Origin of the sequence: Paraflavitalea soli (assembly GCF_003555545.1) — a bacterium.
Lineage (GTDB): Bacteria > Bacteroidota > Bacteroidia > Chitinophagales > Chitinophagaceae > Paraflavitalea > Paraflavitalea soli.
The window spans coordinates 819880-834865 of the sequence record NZ_CP032157.1; the positions used below are offsets into that span (position 1 = coordinate 819880).

General features: G+C 45.9%; 13 protein-coding genes. 6 read left to right on the plus strand and 7 right to left on the minus strand.

Features of this window, described 5'->3' with window-relative positions; translation table 11 throughout:
• Positions 1 to 13 precede the first annotated feature (13 nt).
• From D3H65_RS03110 to nusB, 5 genes are all read right to left on the minus strand, one after another.
• Positions 14 to 1651 (minus strand): M14 family metallopeptidase, encoded by a 1638-nt coding sequence (locus D3H65_RS03110; RefSeq protein WP_162915382.1) that lies wholly within the window; start codon positions 1649 to 1651, stop codon positions 14 to 16.
• Positions 1652 to 1748: 97 nt separating this feature from the next.
• Entirely contained in the window at positions 1749 to 2354 is a 606-nt protein-coding gene (coaE, locus tag D3H65_RS03115; protein WP_119048857.1) for a dephospho-CoA kinase, read from the minus strand.
• A gap of 107 nt (positions 2355 to 2461) precedes the next feature.
• Positions 2462 to 2803: a preprotein translocase subunit YajC gene (gene yajC / locus D3H65_RS03120; RefSeq protein ID WP_119048858.1), complete on the minus strand. Its 342-nt coding sequence runs from the start codon at positions 2801 to 2803 to the stop codon at positions 2462 to 2464.
• A gap of 115 nt (positions 2804 to 2918) precedes the next feature.
• On the minus strand, positions 2919 to 3344 hold the full coding sequence (locus tag D3H65_RS03125; RefSeq protein ID WP_119048859.1) for a DUF1573 domain-containing protein: 426 nt from the start codon (positions 3342 to 3344) through the stop codon (positions 2919 to 2921).
• 41 nt (positions 3345 to 3385) lie between these two features.
• Entirely contained in the window at positions 3386 to 4312 is a 927-nt protein-coding gene (nusB, locus tag D3H65_RS03130) for a transcription antitermination factor NusB (RefSeq protein ID WP_119048860.1), read from the minus strand.
• Between the two features lie 387 nt (positions 4313 to 4699).
• Between nusB and D3H65_RS03135 the strand changes: the two genes are divergently transcribed.
• The 3 genes from D3H65_RS03135 (at position 4700) to D3H65_RS03145 (ending at position 7368) form a co-directional block, all read left to right on the plus strand.
• Entirely contained in the window at positions 4700 to 4981 is a 282-nt protein-coding gene (locus D3H65_RS03135) for a co-chaperone GroES (protein ID WP_119048861.1), read from the plus strand.
• Positions 4982 to 5051: 70 nt separating this feature from the next.
• Positions 5052 to 6692 carry a chaperonin GroEL gene (gene groL / locus D3H65_RS03140; RefSeq protein WP_119048862.1) on the plus strand — a complete coding sequence of 547 codons (1641 nt, stop codon included), beginning with the start codon at positions 5052 to 5054 and terminating at the stop codon, positions 6690 to 6692.
• Positions 6693 to 6909: 217 nt separating this feature from the next.
• The gene (locus tag D3H65_RS03145) at positions 6910 to 7368 is read left to right on the plus strand and encodes a nuclear transport factor 2 family protein (protein ID WP_119048863.1); all 459 of its coding nucleotides are present in this window, start codon (positions 6910 to 6912) and stop codon (positions 7366 to 7368) included.
• A 103-nt stretch (positions 7369 to 7471) separates the two neighbouring features.
• On the opposite strand, the gene D3H65_RS03150 is transcribed toward D3H65_RS03145, so the two are convergent.
• Both D3H65_RS03150 and D3H65_RS03155 read right to left on the minus strand, forming a co-directional pair.
• A complete protein-coding gene (locus tag D3H65_RS03150; protein WP_245999668.1) occupies positions 7472 to 8746 on the minus strand; it encodes a hypothetical protein in 1275 nt (424 codons plus the stop codon).
• 169 nt (positions 8747 to 8915) lie between these two features.
• Positions 8916 to 9347: an Hsp20/alpha crystallin family protein gene (locus D3H65_RS03155; RefSeq protein ID WP_119048865.1), complete on the minus strand. Its 432-nt coding sequence runs from the start codon at positions 9345 to 9347 to the stop codon at positions 8916 to 8918.
• Between the two features lie 272 nt (positions 9348 to 9619).
• On the opposite strand from D3H65_RS03155, the gene D3H65_RS03160 reads away from it, so the two are divergent.
• From D3H65_RS03160 to D3H65_RS03170, 3 genes are all read left to right on the plus strand, one after another.
• Entirely contained in the window at positions 9620 to 10033 is a 414-nt protein-coding gene (locus tag D3H65_RS03160; protein WP_119048866.1) for a BrxA/BrxB family bacilliredoxin, read from the plus strand.
• Positions 10034 to 10177: 144 nt separating this feature from the next.
• A complete protein-coding gene (locus D3H65_RS03165; RefSeq protein WP_119048867.1) occupies positions 10178 to 11467 on the plus strand; it encodes a prolipoprotein diacylglyceryl transferase in 1290 nt (429 codons plus the stop codon).
• 594 nt (positions 11468 to 12061) lie between these two features.
• On the plus strand, positions 12062 to 14533 hold the full coding sequence (locus D3H65_RS03170; protein ID WP_119048868.1) for an outer membrane beta-barrel family protein: 2472 nt from the start codon (positions 12062 to 12064) through the stop codon (positions 14531 to 14533).
• Positions 14534 to 14986 lie beyond the last annotated feature (453 nt).

A 14986-nucleotide genomic window follows, 5' to 3' on the forward strand; every position in this document is an offset into this window, starting at 1 on the left:
TTTGATAAGCGTACTAAAGGTTGATATCAGTTTTAACAATGCCAGTGGTGGGGCTGCCGGCCTCAATGGTTATTTTGCCAGTGCCTTTTACGAGCCAGGTCAGTTGCTGCGAACTGAGCCCTTCCAGTGAATTCAGCAATTGGTTCTTGCGGCCGCTGATCACTGACTGGTTGCCACCTGTATTCACTTTCACCTGTATGCGCTTGATCCAGTAACTTCTTTCGCCCAGTTTGGTATGGGAAGCCAGGATGCCTTTATTGGCTACATCAAGTGTAATGCGGGTGAGGCCATTGCCTACTTTTTCTGTTTTTACATTGAGTATATCCAGTTCGGGCTGATAAGCTGCCAGCTTGAGTACAAAATCTGTGTGTTTTTTAACGATATCCGGTACCAGTTTGAAAGGTGGGTTGATCAATACAAAGGGATCGAGGCCGCCTGCTTCCACCGTTCTGCCGGCGAAATCCGGATGTTGTACCGGTTTCCATTCAGTAAATGTATTGGTGATGCCTTGCTGGGCAGCCCAACGCAGGTAGTTGGCAGTGGGATCTTCTACAGACAATGCTTTTTCTTTTTTTGCCGTATCAGGTTTGACCTTGGGTACAAACCAGCCTGGGGTGCTGTAGCTGTAGCGGGCATAATGGTAATAGCCCCAGGAAAGGAAGTCGCCGCCTGCTGCGGTTGTTTTGGGCGCTTCTTTCATCCCGGTGATCTTATTGTATAGGTCTGATACCAGGGTATTGGCTTTGGCATCAGCTTCCTGGTAGCCGGCAACGATACGTTGACTGGCTGCGGGGGCGCTATAAGCAATAGGCGTAGAGAGGTTGTTGTTGCTGCTGAAACTGATCAGGGCATATACATTGAACAGGTCAAACAGCTGATCGGCCAATGCCCTTGTTTCTTTTTCGGATACGGCAAATTCTCCGGCGCCCTGGGTAAAGGAGGGATGTTTGTAGGTGAAGTTCTTGTTGAACCATACGCCGCCTTCTCCGTCTTCATTGAATTGATTGTCCTTGTCGTTGTCGATGCCTTCGGCCAGCAGCAGGTATTTACCTTTTTCTCCTTTGGAGGCATCCGTTTTGATCAGTACGCGTGGATCATCGGGATGCAATTTGTAATCGCCCAGGGGAGATTCTACGCGTATCCAGGTGATCTTGCCATTGCCATCGAGGTCATCGTAACCGTCTTCATCATTTTTGCCATCCCGGTCATCATCTGTACTGGTGGCATTACCCTGGCGCTCGTATTTCAGTTTGGCGAAATACTGCTCCGTGGCATCGGGGCTCATATTGGGGAATACATAAAAAGTGGTTTTGCTGAGCAGGGCTTTGATGCTATCGGTATTGCTGCCTTTGAGCAGGTCTTCGGCAAAACCAATGGCCAGCTCGGTACCCAGCAGGTGGTTGCCTTCTACACCGCCTACAATGGCGATGGCTGGTTTGGAGGTGGTATTGCCGGCGCCAATGGTGATCATCCAGGCGTCTTTATTGCCTGCGGTGCGGGCAATGGACTTTACCGACGCCAATTGCGGGTATTGTTTGGATAAAGCCTGTATACGATTGGTTTGTTGCTGGTAATTGCTGTAGTCATTCTGCGCCTCTGCAGCCAACAGGGGTAGCAGGCCGCACAGGAGTGCAATCAGTTTTTTTCTCATGCAGGGGAATTTTTTAGGGAATAAATATAGGGAAAACGAGGGTTGGCGGGCTGGAAAGTTGATAAAGGGAATTGGGTGTGGTTGACAGGTCAGTAGGCTAAGCGCTAACAGCTTGCTGACTAAGCGCCAGCAGTTGCTCATGGAGTTTCAATACCTGGGGTATTACCGGCTGTTGTTCATCATTATAGACCACAAAATCACAGAGTCTCATTTTTATGACCTGTTTTACCTGCTTACTCATGCGGGCTATTACATCTTCCCTGGTAATATGGTCCCTTTGCATGGTGCGGTGGATGCGCAGTGCATCAGGAGCGGATACACCGATCACGTAATCGAGCTGTGATTGCGAGCCGCTTTCAAATATCAGGGCAGCTTCTTTTACGGCATAGGGAGTGGTTTGAGCCTGCATCCATTTTTCTCCATCGCGGATGGTGGCGGGATGTACTAATGAATTCAATAGTTCCAGTTTGGCGGGATCATTGAATACAATACCAGCCAGGTATTTCCGGTTGAGGATGTTATTGTCGTAGGCGTCGTCGCCAAAATGTTGTATGATCTGTTCCCGCAGCAAGGGATCGGCATTCATGATGTGCCTGGCTGCTTCATCGGCATAGTATACAGGGATACCCAGCACTTCAAATACTTTGGCTACGGTGCTTTTGCCGGAACCAATACCGCCTGTAAGACCAACGCGTAAAGCCATAAGGAAGCAAATTAATAAAAAAGGGAGATATCATCCTGGTGATGCTCCCTTTATAAAAAAAACCGGATGCAGGCATCCGGTTCACTATTTTCACTTTACGGGATCACTTATTTAGTAGTGGTCGCAGCAGCAGCGGCTTTATTGATGTTGTTGGTCCATTCAATAGAGATAGCGCTTTTTTCGATCTTGATATAGCTGCCGGGGCTGGTTTCCAGGTCGATGGTACCATCCTCGTTCACTTTATTGATCTTACCGTGAATACCGGCAATCGTTACCACTTTTTCACCCTTCTGCAAGTTTGCCTGGAATTCCTTAGCGGCCTTCGCTTTTTTAGCTTGGGGACGGATCATGAACAACCAGAAAATAAGGATCATACCTCCCAGCAAAACCAGTTGCATAGTTCCTCCGCCTGATGCCGGTGCTTGTAAGAGAACAACTAAAGATGTCATTGATATACCTGTTTTAAAAATGTTGAATAATGTAGGGTCTGCGGCCGCAAGATACGCCAATCCCAATAATTATGACTTCTGTATCTGTAAATGGTATGAGCAGCAGGCCATTGCTTTACTGTTTTTTAGGAGTAACCTCTACCGAAAATTCCAGTTTGTGTTCCTCTGATCCTCCGGTATTGGCATACACAAAGATGCTTTTATTATTGCGGCCCGGTTTACCACTGCTGTTAAAGGAGGCCTTAATAAGTCCTTCCTGGCCGGGGGCAATGGGTTCTTCGGGTTTTTCAGCCACCGTACAGCCACAGCTTACATTCACTTTCTTGATGACCAGTGGTTTGGTGCCGGTATTCTTAAAGCGGTAGGAGATATCCACTACCTGCCCTTCGTTGACAGTGCCCATATCCCTGATCGAGTCGATCCATTGAATAGTGGTTGGCTCAATAGCTGCGGCCGGATTGGCGGTTTTTTCTGTGGCGTTGCTTTGGCAGGCTACAGCCAGCACACCAACAGCGATCGCTACATACAATAATGCTTTCATTCTAAGAGGGTTTAACAAGTGATGTTTGTTATGAACTAAGATCAGGAAGGCTTAAATGCCACCTTATGCATTTTGTCGTCACGTACCAGGTCTTTATGGATATTATCGAGGATACCATTCACAAACTGGCCGCTCTGAGGAGTACTATATTCCTTGGCCAGGTCGATGTATTCATTGATGGTTACCTTGGGGGGAATGGTCTCGAAGTAGAGGAACTCACAAACACCCATGCGCATCAGGATCATGTCCAGTACCGCGATCCGTTCGGGGTCCCAGTTCTTGAGCCTGGGCTTGATGTACTCCATCGTCACCTCTTTTTTCTCCAGCACGGTTTCGAGCAGGCTCTTGCCAAACTGCCATTTTTCCCGGCTGATCAGCTCCTGGAAGTTAAAGCTGGCAGGCTTGTTCAGGAAATTCTGCAGCAGGAGGCGCAGCATGTCCGCATCATCATCCCAGTTGGTGAAGTTTTCTTCCACGTAGCTGGTAAAATCTTCATTGGGCAGCATAAGCTCATTGAAGATAAATTCCAGCATGGATTTTTCTTCTTTCTTATCCCTGCCTTCCACGGCAATATATTGTTGGTACCTGTCGGTCTCCACCAGTTGCAGGTACATTTTCTTTAATAATTCGGGGTTTTCCAGCAATTCGGGCCTGGCTTCCTTTACCGCTTTCTGGTAGGAGGGGTATTCGAGTATTTTCCACAGTAACTCATTGCCTGCCAGTTTGATGTTCACATTCAGATCGGCCTTGGATGGCAGGTGTTTTCCGGCGCGGTTGCGGGAATCAACTTCTGCGTAGCGGGCTAATTCGGTTAAAAAATGGATCAGGTAAACAAAAAGATGGTGGGTGTGGTCAAAGTGCTTCTGGAGTAATCTGAAAGGGTCATTGGGTTTGGTGGTGGTTTCCTGGGTTTCCACGGAATAGAGGGCCTGCATTACCTTCACACGGATGTTTCTTCTACTGATCATGCTAAGAACTTATTTTGAACCGGCAAAACTAAGGATAAAAGTCGGAAAGTCGGGTTTGGTTAGTCCGAAAGTCGGAAAATCCGTAAGTCGGTAAGTAATACTGGAGTCGTAGGGCTGTTTTCTTCGGTCTTTCCGTCTTCCGGTCTTCCGGACTTGCCTCCCCGGACTTCTGGTCTTCCGGACTTAACTGCAATAATGGCATTGAGCTTGAATACAATATGCCAGTTCTAGGTAAAGGTTCTGTCACCATTTCCTTCCAAAGCTGAAAAAATGGCTTGTATAAACGGTTTGGTATGGAATATGTTTACCTTTGCCGCCCCCCGGCAGGCACAAAAACACAATTGCCGGGTACTAAACATTTCACCAAAATCAAAAAACTGATAAACTATGGCTAAGAAAGTCAATGTTACCCCCTTGCACGACCGGGTAATTGTGAAACCCGCAAAAGCGGAAGAGAAAACTGCCGGTGGTATCATCATCCCCGACACTGCCAAAGAAAAGCCTCAGCGTGGTACCGTAGTTGCTGCAGGTCCTGGTAAGAAGGATGAGCCGGTAACAGTAAAAGTAGGTGATACCGTATTATACGGTAAGTATTCCGGAACGGAGATCCAGATCGAGGGTGATGACCTCCTGATCATGAGAGAAAGCGACATCCTGGCAATTGTTTAATAAATGTGGTAATGATATTATGCTCTCCATTATCAAATTTTCAAATTAACTAATTCTCAAATTAAATAATATGGCAAAACAACTGTTCTTCGATATCGAAGCCCGTAATAAAATGAAGAAAGGGGTTGATATTCTGGCGAATGCGGTGAAAGTGACATTAGGTCCCAAAGGCCGTAATGTGGTACTGGAAAAGAAATTCGGTGCACCAGCGATCACCAAAGATGGTGTTACTGTAGCAAAAGAAATTGAACTGGAAGATCCCATCGAGAACATGGGCGCCCAGATGGTAAAAGAAGTAGCTTCCAAAACTGCTGATATTGCAGGTGATGGTACTACTACTGCCACTGTACTCGCACAAGCTATCATCAGCGAAGGTTTGAAAAACGTAGCTGCAGGTGCCAACCCAATGGACCTGAAACGTGGTATCGACAAGGCTGTTGCCCAGGTGGTAGAAAACCTGAAGAGCCAGTCTCAGCCTGTAGGTATCGATAGCAAAAAGATCCAACAAGTAGCTTCTATCTCTGCCAACAACGACGAAACCATCGGCAAGCTGATTGCTGAAGCTTTCGGTAAAGTAGGTAAAGAAGGTGTGATCACTGTAGAAGAAGCAAAAGGTACTGATACTACTGTAGAAGTAGTAGAAGGTATGCAATTCGACCGTGGTTACCTCTCCGCTTATTTCGTTACCAACAGCGAAAAGATGGAAGTAGAACTGCAAAACCCTTATATCCTGATCTACGATAAGAAGATCAGCGCTATGAAGGATATCCTCCACATCCTGGAGAAAGTTGCTCAAAGCGGCCGTCCTTTACTGATCATCTCTGAAGACCTGGAAGGTGAAGCACTCGCTACCCTGGTGGTAAACAAATTGCGTGGAACCCTGAAAGTAGCAGCTGTAAAAGCTCCTGGTTTCGGCGACCGTCGTAAAGAAATGCTGCAGGATATCGCGGTTCTTACCAAAGGTATCGTGATCAGCGAAGAGCAAGGTTATACACTGGAAAAAGCCGACCTCAGCTACCTGGGACAAGCTTCTTCTGTTACCATCGACAAAGACAACACTACTGTTGTTGGCGGCAAGGGTAAAAAAGATGATATCATCGCCCGTGTAAACCAGATCAAATCCCAGATCGAGTCTACTACTTCTGACTACGATAAAGAAAAATTACAGGAACGCCTGGCTAAATTAAGCGGTGGTGTAGCTGTTCTCTATGTAGGTGCTGCTACTGAAGTAGAAATGAAAGAGAAGAAAGACCGTGTAGATGATGCCCTGCATGCAACACGTGCTGCAGTAGAAGAAGGTATTGTGCCTGGTGGTGGTATCGCGTACATCCGCGCTATTGCCAGCCTGGACAAACTGAAAGGTGCTGTAAATGAAGACGAGCAGACTGGTATCGCTATCGTTAAACGCGCTATCGAAGAGCCGCTGCGCCAGATCGTGTTCAACAGCGGTATTGAAGGTAGCATCGTTGTTCAGAAAGTAAAAGAAGGTCAGGCTGATTTTGGTTTCAATGCACGCACTGAAAAGTATGAAAACCTTTTCCGCGCTGGTGTAATTGATCCTACCAAGGTTACCCGTATTGCATTGGAAAATGCTGCTTCTATTGCCGGTATGCTGCTCACTACTGAGTGTGTAATTGCCGACAAGCCTAAGAAGGAAGAAGCCCACAGCCATGCTGGTGGCGCTCCTGATATGGGCGGCATGGGTTACTAAGAAGAGCATACAGCATACAGCATATAGCATATCGTATTCAAAAGAATACAATGTTCTATCTGTATCAACAATACAAATCCCGCTGATTTCCGTTTTTACGGAAGCAGCGGGATTTCTCTTTGTACAAATCGGACAGCTCCGGCTGCCGTTTGTATAAAAAAGGCGGGGCGCTGGCTAAAGGCTGTTATATTTAAAGAACTATTTTAATACAGTCAACATGAAAAAAGCATTGCTATTATTGCTGGTGGCTATCAGTACCCATGGCCTGCTGCAGGCCCAAACTACCGAAGACTCTGTTAAGGCAGCCGTGAACCAATTGTTTGAAGGCATGAAAACGGCCAATGCGGGCCTCGTAAAAACTGCTTTTGCCGATAGCGCCATCCTGCAAACCATAATAACCCGCAACAAAGAAGGGAAAACAGTGATCCGCAATGAAGCGGTGAGTGCCTTTGCCGATTTTGTAGGCAAGCAAACTGCCGGCGCCGCCGATGAGCGTATCCAGTTTGAGACGATCAGGATCGATGGGCCGCTGGCCAGTGTGTGGACACCGTATAAGTTTTATTTCAACGGCCAGTTCAGCCACTGCGGCGTCAACTCTTTCCAGTTGGTACGCCTCAACGGGCAGTGGAAGATCCAGTATTTGATTGATACACGCAGGAAAGACAAATGCGAATAATAATGTGTTAATTTGAGAATGTGTTAATTTGAAAATGAGGACTTATGCTGCGCCCTGGTTCCGCAAAGGCATTTTCAAATTACCACATTACCACATTTTCAAATTACTTCTTCAACCTGTACTTCTTATTCACTTTGGGACTATTGAAGTATTCATTCAGGTCCTTTTCGCTCATGTCGCGTGTCATTTCCAGGGGAATGTCGATCAGCTGGATCTGTATTTGTTTCAGCTCATCCTTTAATTTGGCCGTCTTTTTCGAAATATCCGGATCGCGTTCGCCTACCACCGCATTGTCCTGCAGCATATAATCCAGGCGCTTGATGGAAGAACGGATGGAAGAGGCCTGGTTCTGATCGAATACTTTTTGTGGAGCTACGGCCTCCTTGATAGGAACCAGGGATACGCCTACACTGGGCAATATTTTGCCGGTTTGCTGGGCGCCGGTGCTGGTGGAGGATGTTAATATGGTACCGGTGAGGGCGGTGGTTGAACTAGTGATATCAAAACCGGTCCGGGCGCCCTTGGTCTTCTTCACTCCCTTATCCAGCTGTACAAACGTATATTTTAATTGCAATACATAGGTGTTGATATTCCGGGCTGCCAGGTTGTATTCCTGCAAAGCAAAAGGATAGTTCAGCGCGTCTTTTACAATTACTCTTACCACCGCTGTGTCCCTTACCATAAACCGGTTGGTGCCAATAAAGCTCAACAATACTATTTTTTCCTTGCCGGGGTCCGAATCCTTCACAAAATCAAAGGGCGGCGACCAGGTAAAATCGTCATCACACTTCCTCACCGTCGTATAATTCTTGATGGGCATATTGGAGAGGAAAGTGATATTGTCTATCGGGAAGCTGCCGAAATCACATTGTACTTTAAAGGAAAGGGTATCTCCCTCATCGATGGTGACGGTAGAATTGACTGAAGGCTTTATTTTGGCCGGTACGATCTCGGTATTATAAAATACAATGGCAAAAGAGGTATCTACACGCTCCGTGGGATTGTCCAGGCTCTGCACTCCGATATTTACGCGGTATTCATTGTCATACCTGAGTTTACCACTCAGGAAATAGGACTTCTCCGCCTTAAAGGTGAGTGTGCCATTGTCTTTATTGATCCGCAGGCCCACGGGTGAATTCCGCAGGTACCAGTAAAACTTGGATTCGTCTTTATTGATCTCCAGCCGGTAGGTGAGGGTCGAATCGACATGGAGGGTAAAATAGGGATTGAGGTTTTTGATGCGCAAGGCCGTTTCCACTGAATCTATATGTACAGGGAAAGGGTGCGTCACCGTATCGACCGACGACCGGGTGGGTACCGTATCAGTCCGTTGATCTTGTGCTGCTAACCAGGCCGTTGGTGCAAACAGGCATACCATTAGCACCAGAACTCTATTTTTAAAGGGCTGTGGACTTGTCATGTTTTAGAATCGTGGCCGAAGTTAATAACAAAACAATAAAAAACCCATCCCGATAGAGATCGGGATGGGGCTAAAACCAAAACCAACTGCTTATGAAAAAAGAATTAAGAAATATTTAATACTTTTCTTACTGGATACTAATCTGTTTTACGCTTGCTTTTGCCTGCTCTTTCTTAGGCAGGTGCAGTTTCAGTACACCTTGGTCGTACTTAGCCTGGATATTATCCACATCTACCTGGTCGTCTACAGAAAAGCTGCGTTTAAAGCTGCGTTGTGTAAATTCCCTGCGAACCGTTTTGTAATCATCAGTTTTTGCTTCTTCTTTCTTTTCGAAACTGATGGTCAGTAAACCTTCTTCTACCTTCACCTGAAAATCTTCTTTACTTAAACCGGCGGCGCTTAATTCTACATGGTAAGCGTCTTTTGTTTCATGAATATTTACCGGAGGATACTGTAAAGTGCTATCCTTCCAGGTAGCCGGAAACTGATTAAGCAGGTCATCAAATACTGAGTTAAATACCCTGTTTACCGGACGGTTGTTGAATTTTACGTGTGTCATAGCCTATAATTTTTTTTGTTTTAAATGATTTGTACAGCAGTAATTCCAAATGGCATACCAACGCAAAAAATACCTGTTTTTACCGCCATAATGTACGGAAATGCAAACTTGTGATGACTAAATGGCATCGCTTTGGCAAATAGGCTGACATAAAGGCGCTTTTACTTCCCTCATTGCCCTGATGCCTTGTTGCCTTGATGCCTTCCAGCCCACCGCGTCAACTTTTTGCGTAGATTTGCGTTCTAACAATGAACTAAAAAACATCATTTAATATGTATCCAGCAGAAATAGTGCAGCCCATGAAAGAGGAGCTGACGGACTATGGTTTCAGGGAGTTATTGACCCCCACAGAAGTTGACAACCAATTGAGTAAAGAAGGCACGACCCTCGTAATGATCAATTCCGTGTGTGGTTGTTCGGCAGGATCGGCCCGTCCGGGTGTGTTGATGGCCGTGGCCAATGCCAGCAAAAAGCCTGATCACCTGAGCACCAGCTTCGCTGGTTTTGATGTGGATGCCATTAAAAAATTGCGTGAGCATTTATTGCCTTATCCCCCCTCTTCACCCGCCATCGCTCTATTTAAGAATGGCCAGTTGGTGCATTTTATCGAGCGTCACCAGATTGAAGGACGCCCTGCGCAGATGATCGCCCACAACCTGATCGCTGCTTTTGATGAGTACTGTTAAGGAATTACGCTGATTAAATCAGCTTTGTTCATAGTGATAAACCTTCCCATTCCTGGGAGGGTTTTTTATTGCTGGAAGCTTTTACTTATCATTGCACATTCAAAATCTCAAACAGGACTTCTAATATTCAACTATCTGTAATACATGTATCCCAACCTATACTACGCTTTTCGTGATCTGTTCGGCATTGAAGCAAAAGGGCTGCGCTTCGTGAACTCTTTTGGATTTTTCGTTGCCCTTTCTTTTCTGGCGGCTGCCTGGGTGCTTACGCATGAGCTAAAGCGCAAAGAGCGGGCAGGTTTACTTACTGGCCAGGATGTAAAGATCACGGTAGGTAAGAAGGCTGGGTTTGGCGATATATTACTCAATTTTGTGCTGGGCTTTATCCTGGGCTATAAGATAATAGGTCTGTTTCTCTCCAATGACCCTGCCACAGAAGATCCGCAGTCTTTTATCTTCTCGGCTGCCGGCAACTGGCCGGTGGGTATCGGCCTGGGTTTGTTGTTTGCCGGTATTAAGTGGTGGGAGAAGAATAAGCAAAAGCTGGAAAAGCCCGAAGAGCGCGTGGTGCGTATATGGCCCCACGACAGGGTAGGGGACCTGGTGATCTATGCCGCCCTCTTTGGTTTTCTCGGCGCCAAAATATTCCATAACCTGGAAAACTGGAACGAATTCTGGGCCAGCCCTATCGAGGCGCTGCTATCTTTCAGTGGACTTACTTTCTACGGTGGACTGATCTGTGCGGCTGTAGCTATCTTTTTCTATGCCCGTAAGCATAAGATAGGTTTCAAACACCTGTGTGATGCCGTGGCGCCCGGATTAATGATCGCCTATGCCATTGGCCGTATCGGATGCCAGGTGGCCGGTGATGGTGATTGGGGCATTCTGAACAGCGCTTATGTCACTACTCCCGATTCGAAAGTAGTGCTGGCCGATACTACCCAGTTCAACACGGCCCTGCAAGCCAATAGCCGGTTTTATTTGAAGACCTTCCAGGTAGAGTCGCTTGCCCAGGTGCACCACAAGTCGGTAAAAGCCCCTTCCTGGCTACCCGATTGGATGGTGGCCTACCAATACCCCCACAATGTAATTAACGAAGGTTCGCCTATTGCAGGCTGCACCGATCCCCAATATTGCAACCAGTTGCCTATACCAGTATTTCCGACACCTTTTTATGAATCCGTAGCAGGTTTCCTGCTCTTTGCCTTGCTGTGGGCGCTCCGCAATCGCTTGAAAGTGCCCGGTACTATGTTTGCTATCTATCTCATTGTAAATGGCTTGGAGCGTTTCTTTGTAGAAAAAATACGGGTAAATACCACCTATAGTATTGGCGGTTTCCACCCCACCCAGGCAGAGTTGATCTCTTCCGGCCTGGTGATAGGAGGTATCGCCTTATATATATACCTCACAAAGCGAAAACAACCAGCAGCTTAATGCCCTATGCCCTTCTGTCGGCAAGAGAGTGCAGCTAAAAAATAATAGAGGCCCGGGAAGTAATTTCCGGGCTTTTTTTGTAAATTTAAAGACTGGACTAATTGTTAAAATTAACTGATCCTTCATGCTTTGTAACGATTATCCGATATTTAATTATACTTCTTGCAGCGATATTGTCGCGACCTTTAAGCGTCTCTTCAGCGACCTTCCAACGATCTTTTAGCGGCCTTTCAGCGACCTTTTAGCGACGTTATAGCGACCTTATAGCGATATGCCTCCGTATGTCATTCGTAGTTAAGCCGTTGTACAGCCGTGTGTCAGCCGTATCGGCCCTGGCTAACCTCCTCCGGCCAGTTTTCGCACGCCCGATCCTCTTTCTTACCGTTTACGCCCACTTTCCCGCCTTTTATCCCAATCGGAGGCTCCCCTGTAACCTAATTGGCCGGTGATCGTCATACTACCGTCACCCAATAATTACCGGATATCAATATAATCAGCCTTTCAACACTTGACAATGTACTATGCGTAACATAGTACCTATTTTTGGACTGTAATAGATAAGATAAAGTATTCAACAAAGTAAAGAGTATAGCCATGAGAACAAAACTAATCGTCGCCTCCATTATCCTGACTGCTTTCAATCTCGCTGCTGTAGCCCAGCAAAAGGCCGCTAAAGTAGCCGGAACAGTAGGAGGTGCCGACAAGGCGGCCATTCAGGCAGCCACTGTGACCCTTTTAAAAGCCAAAGATTCTGCAGTTGTGAAAATGTCCGTTTCCGATAAAGCCGGAAAATTTGAGTTTGAGAACATTCCTGAGGGTAAATACCTGCTGCTGGTTTCCGCAGTAGGTCATGCTAAAAAATATACCCCTGCATTTGAAGTGGCCGGTACGGCGGTAGAAGTAGCGCCGGTAGCGCTGGTGGGAGAATCAAAGGAAATGAAAGCAGTAACCATCACGGCCAGCAGGCCCATGATCGAGCAAAAGATCGACAGGACAGTAGTGAATGTAGAAGCCTCGGTGACCAATGTGGGCGCCAATGCCCTGGAAGTGCTGGAAAAAGCCCCCGGCGTGCAGGTAGACAAGGATGGTAATATCAGCCTGAAAGGCAAACAAGGGGTAGTGATCATGATGGATGGCCGTCCTTCCTACCTTACAGGGCCTGAACTGGCCAACCTGCTGAAAGGTATGCAGGCTTCCCAGCTCGACCAGATCGAGATCATGACCAACCCACCTGCCAAATACGATGCCGCCGGCAATTCCGGTATCATCAATATCAAAACCAAAAAGAACAAGATCAAAGGTTTCAACGGTAATGCTACCGTGGGAGTGGGGCAGGGTGTTTATTTCAAGACCAATGAGAGCATCAGCCTTAATTACCGCGATGGTAAGATGAACCTGTTCAGCAGCTACAGCTTTGGATACAATGAAAACTTCCAGCAGTTGGACATTTACCGCCGGTATAAGAATAATGATAAGACCACCAATGCCATCTTTGAGCAGGTTGCTTTTATGAAAAAGCTGAACCGCAACAATAACCTGAAACTGGGTATGGATTATTACCTTACCAATAAGACCACTATTGGCTTTGTATTGAGCGGAGCTTATAATCCTGAGACCAATGATGGTAAAAATACCAGCTATCTTAAAAACCCCCAGAGTCAGGTCGATTCCATTATCACGGCCGATTCCTATATTAAAGAAGTGTGGAAGAATGCCAGTGTAAACCTCAATATGCGTCATCAGTTCGATTCTACTGGTCGTGAGCTGACTGCGGACCTGGATTATATCCGGTATGATGCTTCCAATGACCAGCACTTTATCAATACCACCTACAACCCAGGATGGGTAAAGCGTTATGATGAGCTGCTGGATGGTAATCTTCCCCTGTCCATTAATATCTATTCCGCAAAAGTTGATTATACCCACCCCCTGAAGAACAATATGAAACTGGAAATGGGTGTTAAATCCAGCTATGTAAACACGGAGAACAAAGCCAACTATTTTGAGTTTGTAAGTGGTCAGTGGCAGACGGATTATGCCAAAACCAATTTCTTTGATTATAAAGAAAACATCAATGCCGCCTATGTAAGCCTGAATAAACAATTGAATAAAAAATGGGGCGTACAGGCTGGTCTGAGGTTTGAGAATACCAACCTGGAAGGCATTCAGTATGGCAACCCTACACAGAAGGATTCAGCATTTGACCGTTCTTACAACAGCTTGTTCCCTACCGTCTATATTAGCTACAATGCTAATAAGGACAACCAGTTTGGCCTCAATTATGGCCGTCGGATTGACCGCCCTTCCTATGAGAACCTCAATCCCTTTATGTTCTTTATCGACAAGTTTACTTATGGTTCGGGTAATCCCTTCATGAAACCACAGTATAGCGACAACATCGAACTGACGCATATTTTCAAAGGTTTCCTGACTACCACCCTGAATTATAATGTAACCAAGGACCTGTTCAACGAAACCTTTACCCAGGATAAATTGCCCAATGGAGAAAATGGTTATGCTACCATCGTGCGCCAGGGTAATATCGGCAGGCGCGAAAACGTAGGTATTGCGGTAAGTGTTCAGATACCTGTCACAAAATGGTTCACTACCATGCTGTACAGCAATTACAATTACATCAAATACAGTGGTGTGCTCAATGGTGAAGAATTGAACGTAGAAGCTGGCAACCTGATGGTAAATATGAACAACCAGTTTAAGTTCAACAAGGGCTGGAGTGCTGAGTTGAGTGGCTGGTTCCGTGGTAAAGGTCCTGAAGGGCAGATCGTACTTGATCCCTTCGGCCAATTGTCTGCCGGTATTGCCAAACAAGTGTTGAAAGGAAAAGGTACGGTGAAATTGAATGTGCGCGATATCTTCTACACACAACAACCCAAGGGTGAGATCAACTTCCAGTCAACGGAAGCGAAGTTCAAGAACTACCGTGACTCACGGGTAGTCAACTTAACCTTTACTTATCGTTTTGGAAAACCTTTGAAGAATACCAACGGTCGTAAGAAAGGTGGCGCCGGCGATGAACAAAATCGTGTTAAAGGCGGTGGTGAATAACCAGCCGATAACATCTTACAGGAAGTCTGGTGCGTAAGTAAATAAAGATTTGACAAATGTGCAATACCCACTTGTGGTAATAGGGCTGGTACGAGGATTGCAATAGAAGAATCGTGTTTCCCAAAATGATAAAGTTTTCGTCTAATGGGAAAAGAGGCAGTGAGAATAAAAGACGAAAGAGCTGTTTAACCTGGTTTTAATGAGGCAACAAGGCTTTTGGAAATCTTTAACAGGGTATGGCACAACCTTTTCTTTTTAAAATGGTCTTATATATAGTAACCAACGATGAAAAAGATAATACTCATAGCAATAGTACTGATGTACCTCGTAGGATGCGGAATTTCGTACATGTAAAATAAAAAGACCTGAACAGGCGTTTATAGAATGTACGAAGCAAACAGACAGGAATTCAAAAACAGACGAGTATTATATTGATGGTTTAATAAAAAACGA

What these genes read in the sequence shown, in the direction of transcription:
- D3H65_RS03110 (WP_162915382.1), bottom strand. Translation starts at nt 1,651, where the DNA reads ATGAGAAAAAAACTGATTGCACTCCTGTGCGGCCTGCTACCCCTGTTG.
- coaE (WP_119048857.1), bottom strand. Translation starts at nt 2,354, where the DNA reads ATGGCTTTACGCGTTGGTCTTACAGGCGGTATTGGTTCCGGCAAAAGC.
- yajC (WP_119048858.1), bottom strand. Translation starts at nt 2,803, where the DNA reads ATGACATCTTTAGTTGTTCTCTTACAAGCACCGGCATCAGGCGGAGGA.
- D3H65_RS03125 (WP_119048859.1), bottom strand. Translation starts at nt 3,344, where the DNA reads ATGAAAGCATTATTGTATGTAGCGATCGCTGTTGGTGTGCTGGCTGTA.
- nusB (WP_119048860.1), bottom strand. Translation starts at nt 4,312, where the DNA reads ATGATCAGTAGAAGAAACATCCGTGTGAAGGTAATGCAGGCCCTCTAT.
- D3H65_RS03135 (WP_119048861.1), top strand. Translation starts at nt 4,700, where the DNA reads ATGGCTAAGAAAGTCAATGTTACCCCCTTGCACGACCGGGTAATTGTG.
- groL (WP_119048862.1), top strand. Translation starts at nt 5,052, where the DNA reads ATGGCAAAACAACTGTTCTTCGATATCGAAGCCCGTAATAAAATGAAG.
- D3H65_RS03145 (WP_119048863.1), top strand. Translation starts at nt 6,910, where the DNA reads ATGAAAAAAGCATTGCTATTATTGCTGGTGGCTATCAGTACCCATGGC.
- D3H65_RS03150 (WP_245999668.1), bottom strand. Translation starts at nt 8,746, where the DNA reads ATGGTATGCCTGTTTGCACCAACGGCCTGGTTAGCAGCACAAGATCAA.
- D3H65_RS03155 (WP_119048865.1), bottom strand. Translation starts at nt 9,347, where the DNA reads ATGACACACGTAAAATTCAACAACCGTCCGGTAAACAGGGTATTTAAC.
- D3H65_RS03160 (WP_119048866.1), top strand. Translation starts at nt 9,620, where the DNA reads ATGTATCCAGCAGAAATAGTGCAGCCCATGAAAGAGGAGCTGACGGAC.
- D3H65_RS03165 (WP_119048867.1), top strand. Translation starts at nt 10,178, where the DNA reads ATGTATCCCAACCTATACTACGCTTTTCGTGATCTGTTCGGCATTGAA.
- D3H65_RS03170 (WP_119048868.1), top strand. Translation starts at nt 12,062, where the DNA reads ATGAGAACAAAACTAATCGTCGCCTCCATTATCCTGACTGCTTTCAAT.